Source organism: Endozoicomonas sp., from assembly GCF_031844845.1.
Lineage (GTDB): Bacteria > Pseudomonadota > Gammaproteobacteria > Pseudomonadales > Endozoicomonadaceae > Endozoicomonas.
Window position 1 is genome coordinate 1 of sequence record NZ_JAVRMB020000264.1, and the last position, 23,605, is coordinate 23,605.

General features: G+C 45.6%; 22 protein-coding genes. 10 read left to right on the plus strand and 12 right to left on the minus strand.

Features of this window, described 5'->3' with window-relative positions; all coding sequences use genetic code 11:
- Positions 1-15: 15 nt before the first annotated feature.
- The 3 genes from RM811_RS14145 to RM811_RS14155 all read right to left on the minus strand — a co-directional run bounded on the left by RM811_RS14145 (position 16) and on the right by RM811_RS14155 (position 5,027).
- Positions 16-669 (minus strand): recombinase family protein, encoded by a 654-nt coding sequence (locus RM811_RS14145; RefSeq protein WP_402525430.1) that lies wholly within the window; start codon positions 667-669, stop codon positions 16-18.
- A gap of 1,326 nt (positions 670-1,995) precedes the next feature.
- Complete coding sequence (locus tag RM811_RS14150) at positions 1,996-3,462, minus strand: class I SAM-dependent methyltransferase (protein WP_402525433.1); 1,467 nt, start codon at positions 3,460-3,462, stop codon at positions 1,996-1,998.
- 131 nt (positions 3,463-3,593) lie between these two features.
- Complete coding sequence (locus RM811_RS14155; RefSeq protein WP_402525435.1) at positions 3,594-5,027, minus strand: ankyrin repeat domain-containing protein; 1,434 nt, start codon at positions 5,025-5,027, stop codon at positions 3,594-3,596.
- Positions 5,028-5,923: 896 nt separating this feature from the next.
- On the opposite strand from RM811_RS14155, the gene RM811_RS14160 reads away from it, so the two are divergent.
- Positions 5,924-6,163 (plus strand): hypothetical protein, encoded by a 240-nt coding sequence (locus tag RM811_RS14160; RefSeq protein WP_402525438.1) that lies wholly within the window; start codon positions 5,924-5,926, stop codon positions 6,161-6,163.
- A gap of 1,409 nt (positions 6,164-7,572) precedes the next feature.
- Positions 7,573-8,571 carry a hypothetical protein gene (locus RM811_RS14165; RefSeq protein ID WP_402525441.1) on the plus strand — a complete coding sequence of 333 codons (999 nt, stop codon included), beginning with the start codon at positions 7,573-7,575 and terminating at the stop codon, positions 8,569-8,571.
- Positions 8,572-8,709: 138 nt separating this feature from the next.
- Here the strand turns inward: RM811_RS14165 and RM811_RS14170 are convergent, their stop codons facing one another.
- From RM811_RS14170 to RM811_RS14185, 4 genes are all read right to left on the minus strand, one after another.
- On the minus strand, positions 8,710-9,195 hold the full coding sequence (locus RM811_RS14170; protein WP_402525443.1) for an acyl-CoA thioesterase: 486 nt from the start codon (positions 9,193-9,195) through the stop codon (positions 8,710-8,712).
- A gap of 83 nt (positions 9,196-9,278) precedes the next feature.
- Positions 9,279-9,656: a hypothetical protein gene (locus tag RM811_RS14175; protein WP_402525445.1), complete on the minus strand. Its 378-nt coding sequence runs from the start codon at positions 9,654-9,656 to the stop codon at positions 9,279-9,281.
- A gap of 103 nt (positions 9,657-9,759) precedes the next feature.
- On the minus strand, positions 9,760-10,644 hold the full coding sequence (gene scpB, locus RM811_RS14180; RefSeq protein ID WP_402525447.1) for an SMC-Scp complex subunit ScpB: 885 nt from the start codon (positions 10,642-10,644) through the stop codon (positions 9,760-9,762).
- Positions 10,645-11,505 carry a segregation and condensation protein A gene (locus RM811_RS14185; RefSeq protein ID WP_402525450.1) on the minus strand — a complete coding sequence of 287 codons (861 nt, stop codon included), beginning with the start codon at positions 11,503-11,505 and terminating at the stop codon, positions 10,645-10,647.
- 232 nt (positions 11,506-11,737) lie between these two features.
- Here RM811_RS14185 and RM811_RS14190 point away from each other — a divergent pair, with 232 nt between their 5' ends.
- Positions 11,738-12,874, plus strand: coding sequence for a protein kinase domain-containing protein (locus RM811_RS14190; RefSeq protein ID WP_402525453.1), 1,137 nt, complete (start codon positions 11,738-11,740; stop codon positions 12,872-12,874).
- 33 nt (positions 12,875-12,907) lie between these two features.
- Entirely contained in the window at positions 12,908-13,093 is a 186-nt protein-coding gene (locus RM811_RS14195) for a hypothetical protein (protein WP_402525456.1), read from the plus strand.
- On the opposite strand, the gene RM811_RS14200 is transcribed toward RM811_RS14195, so the two are convergent.
- From RM811_RS14200 to RM811_RS14215, 4 genes are all read right to left on the minus strand, one after another.
- Positions 13,053-14,267 (minus strand): tryptophan--tRNA ligase, encoded by a 1,215-nt coding sequence (locus tag RM811_RS14200; protein ID WP_402525458.1) that lies wholly within the window; start codon positions 14,265-14,267, stop codon positions 13,053-13,055. The two genes, RM811_RS14195 and RM811_RS14200, sit on opposite strands and share 41 nt — an antisense overlap.
- Before the next feature lie 238 nt (positions 14,268-14,505).
- On the minus strand, positions 14,506-16,473 hold the full coding sequence (locus RM811_RS14205; RefSeq protein ID WP_402525460.1) for a MutS-related protein: 1,968 nt from the start codon (positions 16,471-16,473) through the stop codon (positions 14,506-14,508).
- A gap of 612 nt (positions 16,474-17,085) precedes the next feature.
- Complete coding sequence (locus RM811_RS14210) at positions 17,086-17,712, minus strand: L-threonylcarbamoyladenylate synthase (RefSeq protein ID WP_402525483.1); 627 nt, start codon at positions 17,710-17,712, stop codon at positions 17,086-17,088.
- Between the two features lie 282 nt (positions 17,713-17,994).
- Positions 17,995-18,885, minus strand: a complete 891-nt coding sequence (locus RM811_RS14215) for a PHP domain-containing protein (RefSeq protein ID WP_402525462.1) — start codon at positions 18,883-18,885, stop codon at positions 17,995-17,997.
- Positions 18,886-19,036: 151 nt separating this feature from the next.
- On the opposite strand from RM811_RS14215, the gene RM811_RS14220 reads away from it, so the two are divergent.
- The 4 genes from RM811_RS14220 (at position 19,037) to RM811_RS14235 (ending at position 21,981) form a co-directional block, all read left to right on the plus strand.
- Positions 19,037-19,612, plus strand: coding sequence for a septation protein A (locus RM811_RS14220; RefSeq protein WP_402525465.1), 576 nt, complete (start codon positions 19,037-19,039; stop codon positions 19,610-19,612).
- Positions 19,613-19,912 (plus strand): YciI family protein, encoded by a 300-nt coding sequence (locus tag RM811_RS14225; protein WP_402525467.1) that lies wholly within the window; start codon positions 19,613-19,615, stop codon positions 19,910-19,912.
- Between the two features lie 87 nt (positions 19,913-19,999).
- Positions 20,000-20,602 carry a TIGR04211 family SH3 domain-containing protein gene (locus RM811_RS14230; protein ID WP_402525470.1) on the plus strand — a complete coding sequence of 201 codons (603 nt, stop codon included), beginning with the start codon at positions 20,000-20,002 and terminating at the stop codon, positions 20,600-20,602.
- An 89-nt stretch (positions 20,603-20,691) separates the two neighbouring features.
- Positions 20,692-21,981 (plus strand): hypothetical protein, encoded by a 1,290-nt coding sequence (locus tag RM811_RS14235; protein WP_402525473.1) that lies wholly within the window; start codon positions 20,692-20,694, stop codon positions 21,979-21,981.
- Positions 21,982-22,003: 22 nt separating this feature from the next.
- Here RM811_RS14235 and RM811_RS14240 read toward each other — a convergent pair whose 3' ends face one another.
- Positions 22,004-22,282, minus strand: a complete 279-nt coding sequence (locus tag RM811_RS14240; RefSeq protein WP_402525476.1) for a SelT/SelW/SelH family protein — start codon at positions 22,280-22,282, stop codon at positions 22,004-22,006.
- A 126-nt stretch (positions 22,283-22,408) separates the two neighbouring features.
- On the opposite strand from RM811_RS14240, the gene RM811_RS14245 reads away from it, so the two are divergent.
- Complete coding sequence (locus tag RM811_RS14245) at positions 22,409-23,044, plus strand: O-methyltransferase (protein WP_402525478.1); 636 nt, start codon at positions 22,409-22,411, stop codon at positions 23,042-23,044.
- A gap of 75 nt (positions 23,045-23,119) precedes the next feature.
- Positions 23,120-23,431: a DUF4286 family protein gene (locus RM811_RS14250; protein WP_402525481.1), complete on the plus strand. Its 312-nt coding sequence runs from the start codon at positions 23,120-23,122 to the stop codon at positions 23,429-23,431.
- Positions 23,432-23,605 lie beyond the last annotated feature (174 nt).

Genomic DNA, 23,605 nt, shown 5'->3' on the forward strand with positions numbered 1-23,605 from the left:
TTCTCTGGATAAAATCTAATCTTTTTTGAGGCTATTATTTTTGCGCCTTTCAGCAGATCTTTTCCCGTAGTGGCTATTGCAGAATGAGGTAATGAAACCGATAAGCTCTTGGGTGTCGAAGGCTTTAGTGGGGTCAGCCTGACCATCCAGAATTTCGATCTGTCTTCCTGATAATTCAATGAGCCATTTGATAAGCTCGAATCCCGATCTTACGAGTCGGTCTTTTGTGGTAACCACAGCTTTGGTAGCCATAAGAGGTGTTGGATATCCGAGCATTGCGGATTCCAAAATGGCTTTAAGACCTTGTCGTTTAAAGTTGAAAGCACTGGCAATGTCAGCGATAAATTCGGAGTCGGGGTGCCGCTCGAGCAAGAGTCGCTTTTGTGTGACGATGCTGGATTTTTGCTTGACGGATCTGACTCTCGCATAACTTATTTTTCGGCTTTTTTTACTAAAGAGTTGGATGAATACACGATAATGGCCGCCTGACGTTCGTCTGACTCTTTCGTAGTAGCCACTCTCTATTCTTCGCCTGATTGTCTGGCTGGTGACAGACTCCATTCCAGCCAATTTTGTTGTTGACAACCACAAAACCCATGCCCTGAAAATATTTTGGTGAATATAATCTAAAAATGTTGCGTTCGTTGCATTTTTTTTGAACTGCTGCACAATATCTACAACAGATCTACAACAGCGCCTGCACAATAGCCCGCGGCACAGCTTGTGACAACGGTTAAAACTCTGTCTGCGAAACTGCCGAAATGTGTTCGGGGTCATGTTCGGAGTCAGGTCTTTCATTGTGCATCATCTACTGTCGCTTAAAATTTAAACAAATATCTACTTACTAAGTCTTCGAAATAACTGATATCTAATCACAATGAAAGGCCTATCATTACTCTTCACAACGAATCAATGAACGATATAAGTTATGCACAATTCCGAGTAGAAGAGGCCGTTACCGACCTCAACCCTCACAGACCCGGACGTGCCCAATTAAGGCATCCGGTTCCTCATAGTGACCGATTCACTATCTGAATAGCATCAGATACTCAACCAACAAACTCCGTTGCTGGTACGGCTATCCGCTTCTGTTACGTTGACACTGTCACAGGTTACTGAGCACCTTTAGTGTTTCCCACAAGCGGTTCAATCACTACGGCATCCCCTTTCCTCGTCCGGGTCCTCCCGAGCGGAGTTCCCCGTTGTCAACAGTACTCCTGGATACTAACGGTACACTAAGACTTCCAGTACCTACTATCCGGTCACTTATGGATTCGCTTCCGGACTCCTGACAGCCATGAGCCAAAAGTGTTGCTTCATATTCGCTTCGCCTGGCCTGAAGCACAACCTGACGACCGGGTTCTGTTCAGCCATAGAACCAATGGCTATTTAACTCAGGTCAGCACTGGATCTCGCAGGTTCCTGAGAAATCCATCCTGTACCTATGCCCCGGTCTCAGGCTCCGGCCAGACTGATTTTGTCTCACCAACTCGACAAGTCAGTACTAACCCCACCTCTTTCACAATGAAGCCTCCAGCAAAGCGTCAATTTCGGAGCTCAATCCCGCGGCTTTAGTACCTGCTGTTTACGCTTCACAACCAAGGTTACCCTTGGCTATGCAAAACTCGCTTCCGGCTGATGGTTAATCTTTACCGGGTGGGAGTTAAACCCACTGGATTTCAACGAATGATTTCAGCTCATAGAACCTCCCACATTCTCAGGCTTAGCCTGTCGCAAGAAAGACCTGACCCCGGTTTTTTGGAATTATTTAAGGACGATTCCTAAGAGCGCAGCGATTTAACAAAATCGCAGATGAGTCTTGATCCATGTTGGCTTGGTGTCAGGAAAATTATTGTGTAACAGGAGGGTAGAAAAATCAGAAAAATCCAGATTTATATGGGGGGTGCTGAACAGTTACAGTAAATCTACACATAACGATCAATGGCGTTCAACTACTGTGTAATATAAGGTTGAATATAGTCTCATTGTGCTGGATTAAGCGTTTTGAAGCGGCTTTTTCAGCTTCAGCCATACAGACTCTTTACCGCGATGCTCTTCAAATTTACTACCTTTTTTAAGTAGTACTCGATCTTCATGTCGCCCCACACCGCTGATGCGACTTAAATATTCATTGTGTAATACGGTAAATCCGGCCTTCTTGAAAATGGTGGCAGGTGAACATAAATCCAGGAATGTAAAAATGCCATGATGATTTTTCGCTCGCGCTGGCTCAAAGAACGTCTTCATTGCCTCTTCATTGAGAAAACCTGGCCAGAGCTCCTCATTTTCTATTTTCTTCAGATAAGTTGGAATATAGTTTTCAGCCACTTGCAAGAACGCAGTTTCCCCTGTGATATGTAATACGCCGCCTGGTTTCAGCAGGCGATATAATTTTATGGCAGCGGACTCAATTTCATCGGGTCTGAATAAATGGAGTACCCGTGAAATAAGGATTACATCGAAACTTTCTTCCTCTTCAGGGGTTATCTCATTCGTTTTGAGATTATTTTCCTGAGCATGGATGCAGCCTTTAAATCCTTCATTCAAGATTATGTTATCAAATTTGGTAACGACCTCCCTGTTGACTTCCCACAGATGGATATTTTTGGCTCCCTCCTGGGCTGCACACAAAACCACGGCACCAAAACCACCACCAATATCCAGTGATTTTGTGCCGGGTTGTTTTGCCTGTTCTATGAAGTCTCGCTTGGGGGCGTCAAGGGCTAACTGAGTACCAAACTGATTGGTCGTACGAATACTGACTGGTTGAAAAAATGCACTTCCCGATGAATGACCACTACCAGGTAGCTCATTATAATCAGCGTTGGTAATAATTTCTTTAACCGATGTGGCTGGTTCGCCTGAAAAAATAATGTCAGCCGATGTATTGAAAGCCTTTTTTGCCAGCGCCGTCAACTGCTCAGGAGACCAGTTATTGGCTTCTGCTGCAGTCAACAGGAATGCTGCACACCGATCATCATCAGGTGTGACCAGGTCGTGCCCTTTGGGGCTGTAAAGCTTAGACAGTGACGGTGGCAGGGATAATTTCAGTTTTGTTGACCGCCCGATGAATACGATATGTTTTTGCTGCTGTACCTGGTAGGACGTATCACGGGTTTTCAGGTAATCCTGAAGGGATATTATTGATGATGAGGGTGGAATGGATGCTGCCACTCCTACTCCTGCGATGCCTGCTTTATTTTCAGGATTATGCCGGGCAATATCAGGGGATGTTTTACAGCAAGGCCTTTCCCTCACAGGAGTCCGATGAGAAAGGTCAGGGGCTGACCCCTTTTTGTTGGTTGCAGTGCTGCTTTGAACTAGTGGGTCATTAATGTTTTTTGATAACGACTGTCCCTGCCAGCAGGCTGTTAATTCTTCATCTGACTGATGCTCTGATTTCTTCAGTCCATTACTATTTGCCGTATTAAGGGGGGCATCTCTCCCTGCAGGATATGTCATTAAAGATACTCCCTGAAATTTTTAGCGGAAATCGGCGTTTCTCTACGCTGATTTCTATTTGGACAGTAAAAATATTGGAAAGTTCCTGATATTCGGAGCCGTTTTTCAAACGGCGAATACTTTATTGATGGCTAAACAGTCGTTTCTGCTGTGGAGTCCGGAGGGGGGGCACTTTCGTGATCTTTAAGGTAATCACTGGCGGTTTTTCCATGGGAATCGGTCAGGGTTGCGTCTGCACCATTATCTAATAACCACTGATAGGCTTCTGTTGCATTTCTCATGGCGGACAGGTGCAAAGCGGTTTGCTTGTGGGGTGTGCTGGTATAAATGGTTGTATCAGGAGCAGGGGTGTTCTCTGATGCGGTTGGCCTCTCGGGTCTTATTTTTTTTTCTTGTGTTGGTGCATTGATATCGGCACCACTCTCTACAAAACATTGAACCGCAGGAAGCTTGTTTAATGCAGCAGCAATATGTATAGGGAGTTCGCCAGTGTGTAAAGGTCTGGTTAAGTCCAGATCGTTTTTGATGAATAGTTTAAGGGCGTTGAGTTTGTTTCGGTGCAGGCAGAATTCCCAGTTGGTCAGTTTTTTGTCTTCTCGAGCCAGACCTGCACTATGTGGGTTGTCTTGTTTTTTATTGCCATAATTAATGAGCATTTGCGTCATATCCAAACGATCCATTTCAATAGTTAATGCCAGTCTTGACAGGCATTGTTCTTCTGGATTTTTAAAATAGACAGTTTCAGGTGATTTGTTTTTTGAAAGGATCCCGGAATCCAGTATGGTTTTCAAGGCGCCGGACTGATTCTGTTGAATAGCGAAGATAGCGATACCTTTTTTGATATCTTTATCTTTGATGACAGCTATACGTTCATCAGACAAACTCAGAATATGCATCAGAGGCATTATTCTGCCTGATGTGATTGTAAGTTTTGCAAGTTCCTCTAATTGATGCTGTTTTCTTTTATCGTCAAGCTTTTCTATGTAATTGTTGAACTTTTGCAGTTGATCTGATTTTAGCAACATATAAGCAGATTCGATGGAGACGGATATTTCGTTTTTTAGAAATTGGCATGGTAATTTTGTTTTTGTTTGATGTCTGTTGCTGATATTGAATTTTTTCAGTTGATTTCCGGTAAAGTGACAATCTGCGCAGCTCACAAAATCATCTATTCCCAGGTAATACAGACCCTGTTTAGCCAGTGCCTCAGCATCGTTGCATTGACTGGAGGAGTGCTGTTGCCACGAGTCCGATTCAAATGATTTTAACCGGTTTTCTTTTTTTGAATAATTGACAGGCTCTACGCTGCGCTCATTAATATGGCAGTATTTAGAGTGGTTCAGTGATGTTTTTGTTGGCGAACCCCATAATCCAAGCGCTTTATCCTGTGGTGCCAGGAAGCTTCCAAGGTATCGGCAGCTTGGACAAACGAGTCTGACTACCATGCCGAAGGCTTTCTTGTCCCAAATTGTTGTGGAAACTTGGTAATGCTCGCTGTTGATCGATTCCGGTACTTTAAAGTTGGGGCCGAAGGTTGTTTGAAGTTGTGTTACTGGTGTACCCATTAGGTGCTCCATCCCTCAGGAAAGATTGCGTCAAGGATAGACTATTTATGCAGAGAGGTTGGGTAGACATCGCCGGGTATTGTTCCTGTTAATAAGCTCTGCCTGGCTCTTTAATATGAATGAGGCGTTTCGTCCGGTTCTTCCGATTGGTCAGAAGGTTCTCCCTGGGCTGCAGTGAAATATGGTGTTTGATATTAACTTGCTTACCCCAATGCTTTGAGGAGGCTCAGTTCAGGATAAGTGTTGGTATGCTTTCCCATGCCAGCAATAGCAATAGATTACCTGAATGCATTAAGGGAAGCTGCAATTAAGAATATACCACCGTCATCCCCGCGAAGGCGGGGATCCACTGCGTGGTAGATTCCCGCCTTGAACGACGGAGGGAGGTACTTTCTACAATACCACTTCCCTAAGATCTCTATACATCAGGCTTTGAGCGACTTGAGGTAAAGTACCAACACATATCTGGAACTGAGCCCTTTGAGGAGGTTTGAAATAATTTGTGAAAAGGCTATCTCTGCCAGTAAAAAGGGGGTAGTATGTGTCACTCAAAAGGGTAGTAACCTCACCCATGGTGATGGGGATTTGAAAAGCAGAAAGCAGTAGGCAGTAAGTCGATAACGAGTAACATTCCTCAAAAATCTAGAATTAGATGCTTTCCGACGACGAACTTTCGTCATCAACTCCCTCAAATTACATTTTGTAGTCATAGTTTTTAATGCGTTTGACTTCAAAGATCCAGACTATAGTCCTGTAGAAAATCAAAAATAACGATTTTACCCTGACGCTGGATTTAGAGCACGTACCTGATCATATGAATTCGTATCCCTGGTACTTATTACCTGATAACGCAAAAAAACGACTAATAATAACTTACTGAAAATTAGGAATAATCAATGTTTGAGTCAACTATTGAGCGCCCCTGCAGCTGTTGCGGGAAGATGACGCACAATCAGGAATTTGTAATGATCCATGCCGGAAAATCACGCCCGGTACTGGTGGCCAGATGTCCCGGTAAATGTGGGAAGGAAATCGCTCAGCATGAGTCGCAAGCACTGAGTCAGTTAATGGGTAATCAGTGTGTACCCATGCAAGCGGTGAATAGCTGGAGTGTATTTCGTAGTGTCAATGCATAAAGTATTGGGAGAGTAGTAGTTCCCGGCAATACAGTGAAGATAAAATTCGAACGTGGAAATCGTTTGCTTTTAAAATGAGATAGCGTTTATTTCTTAAGCGACCAGCGATACTTTCTGCAGGAATAAATACTGCCTGAGTTTGAAATGAAATCACGACACTATGAGTAGTACATCCATTGTTTGCCAGAACGATCAATTCAGTTGAATCAGCTTTTAAAAATTGTGAATAAAAGCTCGGAAATGGCTAAGCTGCAGGTCTCTTCCCGGGGTAGACAAGGTTTTTTTCTGGTGATACCGGGCTTAGGGGCTCCCCTTCTTCTTTGGTTTCTGCTCGCTGAGAGTCCGGGCTGGTCGCTTCGTGCTGGGGGTATTGCATTGGAATCACGGAGAACAGTTTTTATTCCTTCCTTAGGAAGTGTCCGTTAATTTCCCCATTTTTTAACCACAGAGTCACACAGAGAGCACAGAGAAAAAATCTTTCTTATCCTCCGTGTCCTCCGTGTCCTCCGTGTCCTCTGTGTCTCTGTGGTAAAAAAGGCAAGTTATTCAGAAATAGAATAGATACCCATAGAAATGTTCATACGCTTCATATGGATAAATTGATGGCTGTCCTTTTTCTCTTTTTTTTCTTATCCTCCGTGTCCTCGGTGTCCTCCGTGTCTCTGTGGTAAAAAAGGCAAGTTATTCAGAAATAGAATAGATACCCATAGAAATGTTCATACGCTTCATATGGATAAATTGATGGCTGTCCTTTTTCTCTGTTTCTTATCCTCCGTGTCCTCGGTGTCCTCCGTGTCTCTGTGGTAAAAAAGGCAAGTTATTCAGAAATAGAATAAAGGATACCCATATAAAGAAATAAAGCAGAGAAATAAAGAAGCCCATGGAAATGTTTATACGCTTCATATCGATAAATTGATGGCTGTCCTTTTTCTATTTCTTTTTCTATTTTTTTTCTATTTTTTTCTATTTTTTTCTATTTTTCTCTCTTTTTTCTGGTGATTAGAGAGGGTTGCTATTTAGCTGATTACGAATTAATTGTTGAACTTTTGTGCTTTGCGAACTCTAAAGCCGAGAACCTATATGGATTGAGCCTGCGAAAACTTTCAACAGTAAGTGCTTGTGAATATTACTGACTAGATGGTTAGTTTAATGTTTTTCAGTCAGTGCTACGGCTCAGTTCCAGATAAGTGTTGGTACTTTACCTCAAGTCGCTCAAAGCCTGATGTATAGGGATTTTACTGCATTCAGGTAATCTCTTGCTATTGCTGGCATGGGAAAGCATACCAACACTTATCCTGAACTGAGCCCAGTGCTACTGTGGCTTTGCTTGTCTGAATAGGCGTGTGAACATAAAGTTTTATGTCAGGAAAAAAACTTAATTACTTATTACACTAAAGGAGTCAATAATAATGTTGGGTATTGGAAATCTTTTTAATGCCGTTGCTCTATTAAGGGGGGCATGTGAATTTCCAGATACTGCTACCGATGGTGGTAGTAACAGTAATCAAGATGAAGGAAATTTCAAAGTATGGTCGGTACAGGTACAGGTACAGGTACAGGTAGAGAAATTTCTTTTAGTAGCTATTGTCAATATCAAAGGCCGTAAGCAATCAAATGATACTCGCTATATACACCAACAGCCTGCTAAGTGGAAAACCATAAAAATGAAAGAAGAGTATATCGCTAAAGATCTTGAATGTGGAGCTAAGTACTTTACAAAAGATGAGAGGGCTAATTATGAAATTAATTTCCATGAAGGCCGTATTTATATTCGTGGCAAACTGATCACTGACCAGAAGAGCATGCGCTATGTTATGGATGGTGATGGAACGTTTTATATTGATCATAATTTAGACTCATCCATCCGCTCTAGCTCCTTTCATAGCACGTTCCTGGCCGGTACACCTATCGCAGCTGCGGGAATTCTTAAAATTGATAAAGATGGTTACATAATCCTTATAGATAACAGCAGTGGGCATTATACTCCCGAACCAGATAACTTAGATCAAGCTGTTAAGGAAATCTGCTCTAAAGGAGGGGGGGATAGACTTGCTTTGTTGCTCCATGGATGGTTTGAGGCATTTACATCAAGTTCTGTCGGAAACTCACTTTATCAGATATTCTCTTCTATTCAAGAGCAGTTTCCAGTACCTCTGAAGAGTCCATTTATATATTGCTCAAATAAGCATTTAGGAAAGATTAGTTATAAATTATTTAGCCTGTCACAACAAAATATGCCGGAAAAAAATAGTGAGGAAGTTTTTTTAAATGAAAAAAAATGGCACCATAAAATAGATCATGTTCTATCTGATGCTGAGTTTGAATTCAAGGTAACACATTATCCTGTATTAAAAAATTTAGAATTAATAATAGAGGTTTCAGGTCGTAAAGTTAAAACTTCTCGATAGAGTGGCGCAGCTGCCATTGAATGTCTTACTGTTCACGGGATTCGTCATATAGTTTACTTAAGGAGGGTATGAATATGCCCTGTTTTACTGTCTGAAGTCCCTGACATAAATGAAAGGGCTTCCAGAAAGGGTGTCGTACTATTTCAAATATTTAACATGCGCTTCCATCTCTGCACTGATTTTCTGGCGCATATTCATAAGCCGGATCGCTGACTCACGTAAATTGATATCTTCTTCAGTTTGAGGGACCCACTGCTCAACTTTTGTCGGTTTACCATTCTCATCAACGGCAACCATAATAACGATGCAGTGCGTCGTTAAAATATTATCGAGGTCTTTTGGGTCACTGGCCTGTACATCAATGGCAATATGTATTGATGAGGTTCCGGTATAAATCACTTTTCCTGTGACTTCAACCAGGTTGCCCACATGAATAGGGTGAACAAACCGAATGCCCCCTGCGTAAGCCGTAATGCAGTATTTGCCACTCCAGCCTGCCGCACAGGCATAAGCCGCTAAATCGATCCATTTCATGACCGCACCGCCATGAACTTTGCCACCAAAGTTCACATCGCCGGGCTCTGCAAGGAATCGGAGTGTCACTTCTCGTTTATTTTTTTTCATTACGGCCTCTATTGAATCTGTGTTATCAGTTTTGTGAAGATTTAACAGATATTAACGCTTATTTTTTATTGCTGGTTTGGCGATTAAACCCATCTCTGAACGGCCTTGGCCGTGTCCTGAGGATTAGTATTGAAGCAGATTTTAGCCTGTGGTGCCGCTTCATGAACAGCATTTATCAGGCGTTCGAAGAGGATCAGATATTCCGGGTCTAACCGAACACCCGCGCCGATCATCACACCATCATACGCTTGTGCCTGCAAGGCTGTTCGCGCCGCATCAAAAGCAGATGCTTCATCATTAATCAACAACAAACTTGCCTCATAACCCAGCGAATTTAGCCGATCTCGATCGGCCTTCAAGCCCGCTGTCACTTTTTCAGCGGTCAGTCCCGGCCATTTTCTGTAGTCAACGACTTTGGGATTCCAGCCAATCAGTGCTACTTTTTTCTTCTTCTCGCTCATGATCACACTATCCATACACGTTAATGGCAAATAACTATAGAATAGTCAGTCCATAGGTTATTAACCATCATAGTGTCTGGATTAAGAATTGCCTTGAAGCAGATCAGTGGAAAGTTTCATCCGGTTCTTCGGACTGGGAAGGAGATGCTTCCTCAGACGGCGATTCATCCATTGATTGATCTTCTGCTGAAGGCGCTGCTGTTTCTTCTTCGGCAGGCTTTGAGTCCTGTGCCTTTTCGTCTTCCAGGTCCAGTGCAGGGACCTTCTGCTTTTTGATCAGGTCATTAAAGCCGGTGGGGAGTTCCGCCTCCATAGCATCCAGCTCGTCAAAGAGTTCCTGGGCTGAGCGCTCCTTAATAACTTCCTGATCTTCCAGTTCTGGCTGTTCCAGAGTGCCGCCAGCCTGGACCAGCACTTCGGCGATTTCCGGTGGTAACTCCAGTGTTTTGGCGATTTCTTCCAGGTCCCGAATTTCAGACAATGGTGGAAGGTCGTTAAGGTTTTGCAGGTTGAAGTAATCCAGAAACTGTCGCGTGGTAGCAAACATTGCTGGTCGGCCGGGTACGTCCCGATGGCCAACCACACGCACCCATTCCCGCTCCTGCAAGGTACGGATAATATTACTGCTGACACTCACACCACGAATATCTTCAATTTCCCCACGGGTAATTGGCTGGCGATAGGCGATCAGGGACAAGGTTTCCAGCAGGGCGCGGGTGTAGCGCTGTGGTTTTTCATCCCAGAGTCCGCCGATCCAGGGTGCCATTTGCTGGCGCACCTGAAAACGAAAGCCGGAGGCCACCTGTTTCAGTTCAAAAGCCCTGCCTTCACAGGCTTCAGAAACGGCGACCAGTGCTTCGCGGATTTCATTTCCGTCAGGACGATTTTCTTCCGGGAAAAGAGCGGCCAGCTGTTCGATATTCAGTGGCCGGCTGCTGGCTATAATGGCCGCTTCCAGAATCAGTGAGAGTTCAGGCTTTTCGCTCATTTATTCAATCCGTGCTTTCACATGAATCGGGCCATAAGGCTCGCTCTGTACCAGTTCGATCAGGGATTCCTTGATCAGTTCCATAATGGCCATAAACGTGACCACCACACCCAGCCGGCCTTCGCTGACCCGGTAGAGGGCTACAAACGGAGTAAAACGTTCCGGGGATAACATAGCGAGTACTTCACTCATTCGCTCCCGAACCGAGAGGGCTTCTTCGGCCACATGGTGGTGTTCAAACATATCTGCCCGGCGCATGACTTCGCTGAGAGCAACCAGTATGTCCTGCAGATCAACATCAGGATACACCTGTAACCGCTCATAATCCGGTGTCTGAACCTTTGATGGCCAGGTATTCCGACCCATTCTGGGCAGTTCATCAAGATCTTCCGCCGCTTTTTTGAAGCGCTCGTATTCTTGCAGGCGACGAACCAATTCGGCACGGGGGTCTTCTTCTTCGTCCTCGGTCGAGGAGGTTCGGGGCAGCAGCATACGGGATTTGATTTCCGCCAAGGTGGCTGCCATTACCAAATATTCAGCGGCCAGCTCAAACTGGGAGCTTTCCATCAGTTTCACGTATTCCATGTACTGAAGGGTGATCTGGGCCACCTTGATATCCAGGATATCCATATTGTTGCGTTTGATCAGGTAGAGCAGAAGATCCAGCGGACCCTCAAAGGCTTCCAGAAAAACTTCCAGAGCATCAGGCGGGATATAGAGATCATCAGGCAGTTTAGTGAATGGTTGACCCTTAACCAGTGCCAGCGACCTTTCCACTTTTTCAAGGGCTTCGGATACGGTTTCTTCCGATGGGGCTGGGCTCTGTTCTGGTTGTTCGGCCACGGCTTCCGTCGTGGTCATGGGCAGTCACCTCTTGCTGGCTACTCGTCTGGCTCTGTATCAGCCCTGACAGGGGTTACAGAGGTTAGACGGCTTATTTGCTAATCAGTTCCATCATGCCTGCAAGGGCGGGTGTCTGTCCAGAGGGGAGATGCCGTGGGGAGGCGCATTTTTAATCACAATATGAACTCTTTCTTAATGACATGTTCCAATGAATTGGTGTTAAAGACTCATTTCGTTGGAGGTGGATATAGTGAACCGAACACAGGGACAGGGATCAATTCAGGCAAAAGCCGATCAAGAGCAAAGACTTCCAGCGAAAAATGAGCCGCCAGGTCAATCTGCAGGAGGAGTATTTCTCTACGGAGAGCGAGTTGAAAGGATCTCTCTTGATCAAAGAGATATTCGGAGCAGCGAGCCGGGCTCTAACCTTGTATTACATGATTTTAGAAGTGCTACTGCGGCAGTTAGACGTTTCGAAAACCTGAAAAACGAGATGACAAAACTGGGTAAAGGTAATTACGGCCAGGTTTATGAGTGCGAGGATTTGCAGCAGAATAAGCTGGCGGTAAAGTGCCATCACAGGAACTTTTCAGAGCTATTAAAAGTTGACCCGAATAGAGGGGAGGTGCTGTTGTTAACAATGCTAGAACACCACCCCAATATTATGGCCATCAAATCCATATTGATTGGTGATATGGATAAACGGAGGTATGGGCTTATCACCAGCCCGAGGCAATTGCCTGAGGATTTAGACAGACTTTTCGTCTCATGCGTGGTGTCTGAAAAGGTTGAGGGTGTGTCTTTAGATCAGTTCATAAAGGAGACAGACTGTGATGAAAAGGGGATCGTTAAGATATTTTTACAGCTGGCCTCGGCTGTTGCGTTCATACACAGGAATAAGTGTACACACCGGGATATCAGCACAACGAATGTTATGTATGATCCTGAGGCTGGATTAAAGCTGATCGATTTTGGTTCTTTTAAACGAGGACTGAAAAGAACCGGCTCTTATGTGGGAGCTCTCCAGCTTATAGGTAAAGATTGTTTGCCATTGGATCAGGGTGGCTATGATCCCGTTGCGCTGGATCTCTCGGAAATGGGCGCAGTCATACTTTACTGCCTTACGGGGAAGTATATTTCCAATTTTAATGAAATGAATGATTCATTTGATTTTCCGGGATCGGGCGTGGAAAGCCGGAGATTTTGTGCGAGCATGTTTGCAAATAAAACAGACCAAAATAAAAAGAAAATAATAACTTCTCACCTGAAATCAAGACTTAAAGATATGGGGCCGAAGTGTCTTGATATTGTTATTCAGCTTTTGCATCCGGATCCTTCAAAACGGCTGTCAGCTCTGCAGGTTGTCGAAAGGTTAGAATCCATTTAACCGGCTGGTGGGGGGGTTCCGGGGGGATGTAGTTTGAGTATTATGCTGGTGATGGATTGCCCTTTATTAACCGGGATGCCGGAGAGGCTAGCGAAAAAAGGCTGCGCTTGCCGTTTTGTTTTTGGCAAGCTCTGGAAAAACAGCCCGGTTGCAGGGTTTATGTTTATGGAGAAAGCGGTCAGCGGTAGTGAAGCCCCATGGCATCACGGACTTCCTTAAGGGTGTCCTGGGCTTCATCCCGGGCTTTTTCACAACCTTCTGAAATAATGCTTTTCACCACATCGTGGTTATTTTCCAGTTCCCGCGCTTCAATCCTGATGGGTTCCAGCTCGGCCTGTATGGCTTCTATCACTGGCTTTTTACAATCCAGACAGCCAATATTTGCACTTATGCAGCCAGCCTGAACCCACTCTTGCCTCTGCTGGTCGGAGTAGAGCTTGTGGAATTGCCAGACGGGACACTTCTGCGGATCACCCGGATCATTTCGTCGAATACGAGCCGGGTCCGTGGGCATCTTGCGGATTTTGGTTTCTACATCATCGGCACTTTCCCGCAGTGCAATGGTGTTGTTGTAGGACTTGGACATTTTCTGCCCATCCAGCCCCGGTATTTTTGCCTGAGGTGTCAGTAGTGCCTGTGGTTCAGGAAGGATGACTTTACCGGTGCCTTCAAGGTAACCGAACAAACGTTCCTTATCTCCCAGGGTAATGTTGTTCTGTTCTTTGAGCAGGGCTTTAGCGGTTTTCAGCGCTTCCACATCACCTTTTTCAAGGTAGGTTTTACGCAGTTTCCGGTAGATTCCACCCTGCTTTCGGCCCATTTTTTTAATGGCCAGTTCCGCATTTTCTTCAAAGCCGGGTTCTCGTCCATAGAGGTGGTTAAACCGACGGGCGATTTCCCGGGTGATCTCAACATGGGCTTCCTGATCGGCACCAACAGGAATGCTGCCAGAGCGATAGGTGAGGATGTCCGCACTTTGCAGCAGCGGGTAGCCAAGGAAGCCATAGGTGGAGAGATCTTTTTCCCTGAGTTTTTCCTGCTGGTCTTTATAGCTCGGTACCCGTTCCAGCCAGGAGAGCGGGGTTATCATGGAGAGCAGAAGGTGCAGCTCCGCATGTTCTGGCACCCGGGACTGAATAAAGAGGGTGGATGAGCCCGGGTTGACGCCCACCGCCAGCCAGTCAATCACCATATCCAGCATATACTGTTGAACGTGCTGTGGATCTTCATAGTGAGTAGTGAGTGCATGCCAGTCTGCAACAAAGAAAAAACAGTCATATTCGTGTTGTAGTTTCAGCCAGTTTTTCAAAACACCATGATAGTGACCGAGGTGTAATCGGCCAGTAGGTCGCATGCCAGATAACACACGCGACTGAGGGTCTACAGCGCTCAAAGGGTTCTCCCGAGTTGGTCTTGATGGAACAGGGTACGACAGTTTTAATCAGGGGGAAAGAGGTGCACTCCTGCAGCAAGCTTATCTCGAAAGAGGAGTCTTTGTTCCTGATCATATAAGTTCAGATGTTAAGTGGGTAACGGTTCAGATTAGCTTATGACGTAAATCCAGACAGGCGTTATAGGTTGATATATTGTTTCTATTACTGTCCGGCTGAGTGGTTTAAAGCTTACTTGAATTAATAACCTCGGCCTTCAAGAGGGTATCTCTCAGGATGTTTGATAATGTCAGTGGCAATATCAAGAAACTCAGACTGAACGCCTTCATCTTCCAGAATCTTGATGGCGATATGCTGTTCAGAGTATCCGGGCTTTAACAGGTAGTCATACACCAGTGTTCCATCAGTGATTTCCGCTCGAACATGCATGTTTTGAAAAATACCCGGGTATTTAGTCGCTAATAGTGTCAGCCGGGGATAGTGGGTTGTGCAGATGTTAATGGCATTCTGGTTGTTGGAAATGATCTTCAGGTAACCATAGGTTCCAGCCTCGCCTTCTATCGGGTTGGTACTGCTGAAAATTTCATCCATTAAGGTAAGGCTGAACTGCTGCTTCTCCATTTGGATTATATGATCCATGAGTTCAATAGCTCTGACGGATTCAGCCTTGAAGGTTGACAGGCCGGCAGCCACCTCTGAACTGATATCCATGTGGGTATGGATCAGTGAAAAAGGCGTAATCTCTGCATACTGTGCCGGAGCGATGCCAAAGGTCTGTGCCAGAAGCACGGCGATGGCAATACCTTCCATGTTGGTTGATTTGCCTGCTGCATTAGGGCCGGTAATGACTGTGTTCAGAGGCTGATGGGCGCCAATCTCCATATCGTTAGGAACTGCGTTTTCTGGCAATAAATGTGGGTTCCAGAATTGATTGAGCCGTAAATAGGGGGATGGGTTGTCGGTGATATAATTGGCAAAAGTGATGGGGTTTATCTTCCTTCTCTGGCTCTCTCTAACCAGCTTTGCAACGGTTATCCAGGCATCAATTTCACCCACTGCCTGAATAACCGGTAACAGTGAGGTTTTGTGTATTCGGAGCACTTCTAACGCTTTATGGTAGCGCCCCATATGAGAGGTGTAGTAATCCAGGTTCGAGGTGGTTGGCTGTTCCGGAGACCCTTTCAGCAGAGTGAGCATTTCCCTGAGCTCTTTTGAGTATTCGAGTTTGGAGAACTCTGAATATGAAGATAAAACATCGCTGAACGAGGGGTGTTTTTCCAGGGTTAGCCAAAGCCTTTTTGCTTCGAATAAAGCGAGTCCGGGACGTCGGCTGCGTTCCATGACATAGGAGTAATAGGTTTTTTCTTGTGTGGCGCTTCGCTGGGTCAGGTACAGTGTAAGCGCATAGAGAGTAACACCTGCAGCCATGTGCAAAGGATGGCCTGCCAGGGCTGACGCATAATGGTAAAAACCGACCTGAGTGATCACTTTTGAAGAATAGTAAATAAAATAGGTTGGTAATAATCCGACACTGAATAAATTCATGCTTTCAATGAATCTACGGGCGCCCTCTCTTCCGTCGCTGGATTCCGGTTTCAGACCAAATTGACGGGTAGCATCCAGACTCTGAAACAAACCTTTGTAAATGGTGTCTGAGGGATCAAGCAGTGAGATAATTCCATCTTCATTTTCTGAGAAATGTTGCAGGTGTTTCTCAATCTTATTAATGGCTTCAGGGTTGTCGATAAGATATTTTATCAGCTCCTGCCTTTGTTTTAGAATATTAACATCCGTTATGGGAGTGATCAGAATGTTGGCCAGCATTATTTCCCCGGCAACAGTAATGGTTTGTCCCAGATTTTTTAAAATGCTCTTCCTGGGAGAAAGTGTTGACCCATTTAATAAATCAAGGTCTTTAACGGCGTATTGGGTTAAAATCCGGTTTTGAGTATCGTCTTTTTCATTAGCCTGTCTGGTAAGCGCTTTTAGTACGATTTTTCTTCGTTCTCCAGGGGTAAGAATGATTTCAGGGAGTTCAGCGCCATTGTCAGCAGGCTCAGCCTTTTCCTCAGTAGCCGGGTAAGCCTGAGAAAAGTGTTTTTGTGAGAGTTGATAAGTGTTCTGGATACCAAGCTCCGCTTTTATATTTAAAGCGGGTATAAAAATACCAAAAAATATTATCAATAGTTTTTTGATGGTTCCTGACATCTCACTTTCTGTTATTGCTAAGTGCTGCATGATTTTTTATGTTCTTAATTTGAAGGTTGAACGACTCGTCGATTATTCGTGTTTTAATTCACATAGGGAAACGGCATTGTAGAAAGTTCCAGCCATCCGTCATTCCCGCCTTCGAGGTTGTCGCAAAGGTCTTAAATACCGATTTATACCACTGGCGTCATCCCCGCGCAGGCGGGAATCCATCTCGAACAGTGGATCCCCGCCTGCGCGGGGATGACGGTTGGTTGTTAATTTGCCCTTTTGCGACAGCCTCCTTTGCGGGAATGACAATGGTGCATTCTTAATTGCAGCTTCCCTTGGCCCATGCCAGCTATGAATTTTATTTTCAAATCGAAACCTCAATCCTAGACGATATTTTTTAAACAGGAGGGGAAAATGATTTTTCAGATTGGAATAAAGTGCTTTGTAATATGAATTTGTTGTGTCTGTTATGAATTAAAGGAGGGGCAGAGTTACACTATCGTTTCGCTATCGAGTTTCCCATCGGCAGGTTTATGCAGTCAAGATTTAAACCTTCAGCAGTTCGCCCTTGTGCCCTGTGGCGTTACGAACCACTGAATTAGAACCTTTTGTCAACAGAACCTAATGAGTCTGGAAAGGGGTAGGGTCACCTTTGCCAACTCTGAGAATTTCCGGAATCTCATCCATCAGGTTTATGACGGTTGTAGGCTCCATACCCCGGTAGCCGCCATCAATAATCAGATCAATCTGAGGCTCAAGGGTCATCCGGATATCGTAAGGATCCATCATTGGGAATTCATCACCAGGCAGCTGCAGTGTGGAACTCATAATGGGGCAACCCAGCTCACTAAGCAGTGATTGCACAATCGGGCATTCAGGTACTCTGATTCCAATTGTTTTTCTTTTGGGATGCATCAGTCGCCGGGGTACTTCCCGGGAACCTTTCAGAATGAATGTGTAGGGACCGGGCGTATGGTTTTTGAGCATTCGATACTGAGTGTTATTGACCTGGGCATAGGTTGCCAGTTCCGACAAATCCCTGCAGACCAGGGTGAAATTATGTTTTTCATCGAGACTTCGGATTTTCCGGATTCTTTCAACCCCTTTTTTATCACCAATATGACAGCCCAGGGCGTAGGCTGAGTCTGTGGGGTAGGCTATTACTCCACCTTCACGAATAATGTCAACGGCTTGCCGGATTAATCGCAACTGAGGGTTGTCTGGATGAATCTGAAAGAACTGGCTCATGGCAATCGTCAGCATTAGGGTGATTCACTCTTTCTATGGCCGGGCCTGCTAAAGGCGTATCGTGTCGTTTAGTACAGGAGGTTGTCGGCTATAGTTCGAAGTGATGAAGGTAAGAGCCTTCAGGGTAAATAAAGCTTCAGTGCTAATAACGCTTCAGCGAAAGAGCACAGTGGTGATTGCGCGAAAGCGGTGGCGCATCATAGCACTGTGGTTAACAGGAAAGAAGTGGTTTAAAGCGGGTGTATTCAGGTTGCTGCGGGCCTTATTTTGGCAGAATATTCTCTAATTCCATGCCTCCCAGACAGGGGTGATATTCTCTGGAAGAGAGGGGGGGAGCCGGCCCACATCAACCCATGGATAATCCGGGTTGTGGAAGTCACTGCCCTGGGATGCCATCAAATTAAATTCACGGCAATATCTGGCCATTTGTTCGACCTGACTGTGTGGGTGGTTTGAGCCCTGCACCTCAATAGCGTGGCCTCCAGCCAGTTTGAAGTCTTTGATCAATGCCCTGAGTTTAGTGGTCGTCATTCGGTATTTGCCCGGATGAGCGAGAACAGCGGTTCCACCCAGTGCCCGGATCCAGGCAACCCCCTGGCTCATTTTTGGCCAGAAAGCCTTGAGATTACCGATTTTGCTGTTATCGAGATACTTGCGAAAAGCGGCATCCATATCCTTGCAGAGTCCTTGGCTGATCAGCCAACGGGCAAAGTGTGGTCGGCCGATCTGAATATCTTCGGGTTTCAGGGTAAAGCCATAACTGGTGCTTTTCTGCTGATTAATGACACCTTCAAGTACTTGCTGGAAAATTTGTTCTGCATTCCATTCGGGTAACCGTTTGGCAAGCCGTTCAGCAATATGATGTGAGCGTTTTCTGCGGGCATCCCCCTGGGCATTGACAACCATTGCAAGGTCTTTGTGATCAAGAGGAAAGTTAAGGCCGACGATATGAATTTCAGCGCCAGACCAGGTGGTAGAGAGTTCAATGCCGGTGATCAGTCTGAGCTTGCTGTCAGGCATCTGTTCCCTGAGGAAGTGGTGAGCAGCCACCGTATCATGGTCGGTGATCGCCAGGATGTCGACATTGCGTTCCTGAGCCCTGAGGCAGAGTTCAACAGGATCAAGAGTTCCATCGGAAGCTGTGGTGTGGCTGTGTAAATCAATGGAAATCAAAATTGTCTCTTACCCTGCAATGCAATTAGATTACTATGTTAACAAAGCCGGTGTTTGACTGTTATCGTCTGCAGACTCAAACCGGCTAACCCTTATTTCGGTACTTTTTATTCGGTACCATTGCCTGCCATTCTACTCTTATCGGGCCTTTATGAAGCAAATAATTGACTTTGTTCCTCTGATTTTATTCTTTATCGTCTATAAAATGGATCCGGGAGTGGTCAGCCTGGGTTCATACGAGTTTGAGCTTGGTGGCCCATTCAGTGCCACTCTGGTTTTGATGGTTGCTTCTATTGTCATTTATGGCAGCCTGTTTATTAAAAACCGGCACCTTGAGAAAAGTCATGCAATCACACTGGCCGCCGTGGTGCTTTTTGGTGGTATGACGCTGGCTTTTCATGATGAAAATTTTTTGAAGTGGAAAGCGCCCATTGTTAACTGGATATTCGCCGTAGCCTTCCTTGGCAGCCAGTTTATCGGTGAGAAAACGCTGCTGGAACGGATGATGGGTCATGCGCTGACTTTACCGGAAGATATCTGGCTGAAAATGAATATCAGCTGGGTCATATTTTTCATTTTACTGGGGGCTGCCAACCTTTTTGTGGCTTTTACCTTCCACGATATGTGGGTAGATTTCAAAGTATTTGGCAGTCTCATTCTGACCTTCCTGTTTGTGATTGGTCAGTTTCTGGTGATTTCAAAACATATTCAGACCGAGGAGAAGTAAATGCTGTACGCCATTATCAGTGAGGATGTCGATAATAGCCTGCCCCTGCGAATGAAAGCCCGCTCCGCCCATCTGGAACGGCTTCAGCAACTTAAGGATGAAGGACGGATGGTGTTGGCCGGACCTTGCCCGGCCATTGATAGCAATGACCCTGGTGAAGCCGGATTTACCGGAAGTATTGTGGTTGCCGAATTTGCCAGCCTGGTAGAAGCAAAGGCCTGGGCAGATGCTGACCCTTATATTGCGGCCGGTGTTTACCGACAGGTAACCGTCAAGCCATTCAAAAAAGTTCTGCCGTGATTTGAGATTTTGATTCCTGTGAAAATGCAAAAGCAATGGCTAACCGTTCTGCTCGGCCTTTTATGGATCGGGCATGCAACTGCAGAAATGCGATACGTTACTGATATTACCTATGTTCCCATGCGTACCGGGCCCAGTAATGAGTATCGAATTGTTCATCGTGGCCTGAAAACCGGCACCGCACTGGTATTGCTGGAAGAAGATTCCGGCAATGGTTTCAGTAAGGTAAAAACCGGTGATCAGGAGGGTTATGTGCCTAGCCAGTATCTGATGAATAACCCACCGGCATTTCGTCAGTTACCTGCAGCACTGGATCGCACCAGAAAAGTCGAGGCTGAAAATAAAGAACTCGGAAAGCTTCTGGTTGAGCGGGGCAGTCAGTTGGAAGAGGTGACATCCGAATTGGGAAAGACTGAGGATAAGTTGAACCGGCAACAGGTGGAGATGAAACGTCTTCAGGATATTTCGGCTGAACCTCTGGCTATCGACCGTCGTAACCAGCAACTGGTTGAAGATAATGAACGACTGAAAAACCAGTTACAGGTGCTTCAGGCAGAGAATCGTCAGCTGGTCAGGGATACCAGTTTGCGCTGGTATCTGTTTGGTGGTGGAACGATATTGCTGGGCATTATATTAGGTTTGTTTTTGCCGATGCTTAAGTTCCGTAAAAAGGAGAGTGCCTGGGTTTAAATTTATATCCAAAGGATTTGCAGTTGCTATAAGGCAGCAAAGGTGTGAAGCCTTTAGGCCTTCGGGTCCCGGGAGCCAGGTCAAACCTGGTGACCGGATCGAACGGGTGTGCCAGTGAGAGTGACCGGCACAGTAGCAACTTCAAAGATGGCGGTGGTTCAGAATTTGGCAGGAAAGAAATAATGCGTGCTACCGGTCATTCTAACCCGGACCCCTTGACTGTGCAGACACTTGGGGGCATCTCAGGGCCAAACCGATCGAAAGTCTCACTTGGCACTAAGGCTGGGGCTCCGGAAAGATTAAAACAGTACACATCCCCGAATGGCATTCCGCGCCAGTGGAAGTCTTTAGGCACGTATCGTATCTCAAATAGTCATAGTCACTTGACCGTTGCCTGTAGCAAGCCATCCTCTATCAACGCTGTTCTTCCGCCGATAGACAGTGTAATGCTGTATCTTAACCGTGAGGCTTTTTTCTCCAGCAAAGTACCCGCTATTCGCTACCCCAAAGGGGTAGAGGCGCGGCAGCAACAGCTAAAATACGAAGCCGAAATAGCAATGAGTATTCTGTGCAATGATACTAATCAACCATTAATTAAATCCATATCCCGGGAAGTTGCACAACGGGTAATCAAAATGGATCCGGAGATATTTAATGCTTTTCGGTGCGAGGTTAACAAGGATGTCAATTGTGCTAACTTTCCTTTCAGTCGCCAAATTAATTACAGCAACAGGGAAACCTATTGCGAAACACTTGAGCAACTGTTATCAGAAAATGAAAATCAAATAATCGATATCATGTCAGCCATCTGGCGACTGCCAATCTATTTATTGACAGATATCAGCGAGCCGACAGCAATAAACCTTAAAACCATATACTCGAAATCCGAGAGAATTGGCAGAAATCACAAGAACAACTTCCTTTGGACGCAGTCCTCCAATAATCCCATAAAGACACGTTTTTATTATCTGAGCCCCGGGTGTCTGGGAGCCGCAGAGATAACATCCACCCTGACCATCAACCTTTGCCCGCTTAAAAAACTGGACAAATATTACACTGAGGGCGATAGCCTGTCAGGTACCCCTGAATACTCTTTGTGCAGGATCAATAGACGGCTTGGGTGTCCTTACCTTTCCGGCATCTCAGGCATGTGTAACGGTTTTTACTCAATCTTTCCATTACTGGGCATCCAGTATGAGACATTTGCAGGAACTCGCCTGGCGGAGATTATGTCAGCTTTCATGGTAGCCATCGGTTTTCACTCGTTTCAGGAATGTTGCAACGGTTTTTACATCGCACACCACTACCTAGGCAATCCTGACCAACTGATGGTAGATCTCGAATTGGGAATCGGACCGTTTTCACCTGTAATTGATTGAGTATAAGTACCTAACCGTAATGTCACCGATCATTGTGGCCCAGGTCTTTTTCTGGTGCGATAATATCCCTGACTTTCTGCTTGATTTCCCTGGGTTGTGGAAAGCCGCCGTTCTTCTTCCTTTCCCAGATCTCTTTGCCATTAACTTTAATGATAAAGATACCACCGGTACCCGGTTTTAGCCGGAGTTCACCTATATCGGTGCTGAAGGTACTTAATAACTCCTGCGCCAGCCAGGCAGAACGTAATAACCATTGGCATTGACTGCAGTACTCAATCACTATGATGGGCTTTTCTGTCATGGCTCCCTCGCTTAGAATCCGCAGCTTATTTTTCATTCTGTATAGTGGGTGGCTTCATCTTCATAGAGTGCGCGCTTTTTATCAAGACCCTTTATTTTACCCTTTATTTCAAGGCAGGTGCCGTGCATGGATTCAATAGTTGATCCAGCGATTGAACATTATTGTCAGGATATGACATCCGGCGAGTCTCTGATTCTGGCAGAACTGGCTCAGGCCACTGTTGACAGAACCCGTTACCCGGTAAACCTTTCTGGCAGGCTGGTGGGGCAAACCCTGAAAATGCTGGTTAAGATCAGCCGCAGTAAAACCGTTCTGGAAATTGGGATGTTTACCGGTTATGCAGCACTTTCCATGGCCGAAGGGTTGCCTGACGATGGCGTTGTCTATGCGTGCGAAACCAATCCTCGTTCCATTGATATTGGTCAGGAATTTTTTGATCGTTCGCCTCATGGGCATAAAATAAACGTGCTCTTTGGCAGGGCGCTGGATACCATCCCGGAAATCAGAGAAAAACTGGACCTGGTGTTTATTGACGCGGATAAAAAGAAATACCGGCATTACCTGGATATGGTGCTGCCCATGATGAACTCCCACGGACTTGTGGTGATTGATGATGCACTTTGGAAAGGTAAGGTGCTTGACCCTCAGGAAGAAAGGGATCAGGTGATTGCAGACTTGAATCGCTATATTTATGAGGATCCAAACCTTGAGAGTGTGCTTCTACCCATTCGACATGGTCTGAATATTGTTCGCAAAATCTGACATCAGGTCTGTGTTCATCCACTACAATCCATGGCTCAAAAGAGTCAAAAAAAGTCGTTAACGGAAGGGGTGTTCATGATTATCTATGAAGTCAACTGTCTGGTGGATAATAGTGTGGCTGATGAGTTCAGAGCCTGGTTGAAGCCTCATGTTGAGGCGGTGCTGGCAACAGAAGGGTTTGTCAGTGCAGAGGTGTTGAATCTGATCGATGATGAAAGGCTCACAGCAAGACCTTATTCAATCGGTATTTCCACCCGCTATCGAGTGTCTGGACAAAGTGCCCTGGACCACTATCTGGCGCATTCTGCTCCAGCACTCCGTCAGGATGGGATTGACACATTCGGTGATCAGTTCACTGCCTATCGTCGTATACTTTCAGACGTTTAGAACCGCTAAGGGAAGTGGCATTGTAGAAAGTACCAGCCCTCCGTCATTCCCGCCTTCGAGGGTGTCGCAAAAGGTTGACCCTCCGTCTTTCCCGCGCAGGAGGCTGTCGCAAAACCCACCAGGAACCTCGTTCCCACGCTCTGCGTGGGAATGCATAGCCAACCACAGGAATCG

Bases quoted from the DNA above. Each gene is read 5' to 3' on its own strand.
- RM811_RS14150 (WP_402525433.1), bottom strand. From the start codon at position 3,462: ATGACATATCCTGCAGGGAGAGATGCCCCCCTTAATACGGCAAATAGT.
- RM811_RS14155 (WP_402525435.1), bottom strand. From the start codon at position 5,027: ATGGGTACACCAGTAACACAACTTCAAACAACCTTCGGCCCCAACTTT.
- RM811_RS14160 (WP_402525438.1), top strand. From the start codon at position 5,924: ATGTTTGAGTCAACTATTGAGCGCCCCTGCAGCTGTTGCGGGAAGATG.
- RM811_RS14165 (WP_402525441.1), top strand. From the start codon at position 7,573: ATGTTGGGTATTGGAAATCTTTTTAATGCCGTTGCTCTATTAAGGGGG.
- RM811_RS14170 (WP_402525443.1), bottom strand. From the start codon at position 9,195: ATGAAAAAAAATAAACGAGAAGTGACACTCCGATTCCTTGCAGAGCCC.
- RM811_RS14175 (WP_402525445.1), bottom strand. From the start codon at position 9,656: ATGAGCGAGAAGAAGAAAAAAGTAGCACTGATTGGCTGGAATCCCAAA.
- scpB (WP_402525447.1), bottom strand. From the start codon at position 10,644: ATGAGCGAAAAGCCTGAACTCTCACTGATTCTGGAAGCGGCCATTATA.
- RM811_RS14185 (WP_402525450.1), bottom strand. From the start codon at position 11,505: ATGACCACGACGGAAGCCGTGGCCGAACAACCAGAACAGAGCCCAGCC.
- RM811_RS14205 (WP_402525460.1), bottom strand. From the start codon at position 16,473: ATGTCAGGAACCATCAAAAAACTATTGATAATATTTTTTGGTATTTTT.
- RM811_RS14210 (WP_402525483.1), bottom strand. From the start codon at position 17,712: ATGAGCCAGTTCTTTCAGATTCATCCAGACAACCCTCAGTTGCGATTA.
- RM811_RS14220 (WP_402525465.1), top strand. From the start codon at position 19,037: ATGAAGCAAATAATTGACTTTGTTCCTCTGATTTTATTCTTTATCGTC.
- RM811_RS14225 (WP_402525467.1), top strand. From the start codon at position 19,613: ATGCTGTACGCCATTATCAGTGAGGATGTCGATAATAGCCTGCCCCTG.
- RM811_RS14230 (WP_402525470.1), top strand. From the start codon at position 20,000: ATGCGATACGTTACTGATATTACCTATGTTCCCATGCGTACCGGGCCC.
- RM811_RS14240 (WP_402525476.1), bottom strand. From the start codon at position 22,282: ATGACAGAAAAGCCCATCATAGTGATTGAGTACTGCAGTCAATGCCAA.
- RM811_RS14245 (WP_402525478.1), top strand. From the start codon at position 22,409: ATGGATTCAATAGTTGATCCAGCGATTGAACATTATTGTCAGGATATG.
- RM811_RS14250 (WP_402525481.1), top strand. From the start codon at position 23,120: ATGATTATCTATGAAGTCAACTGTCTGGTGGATAATAGTGTGGCTGAT.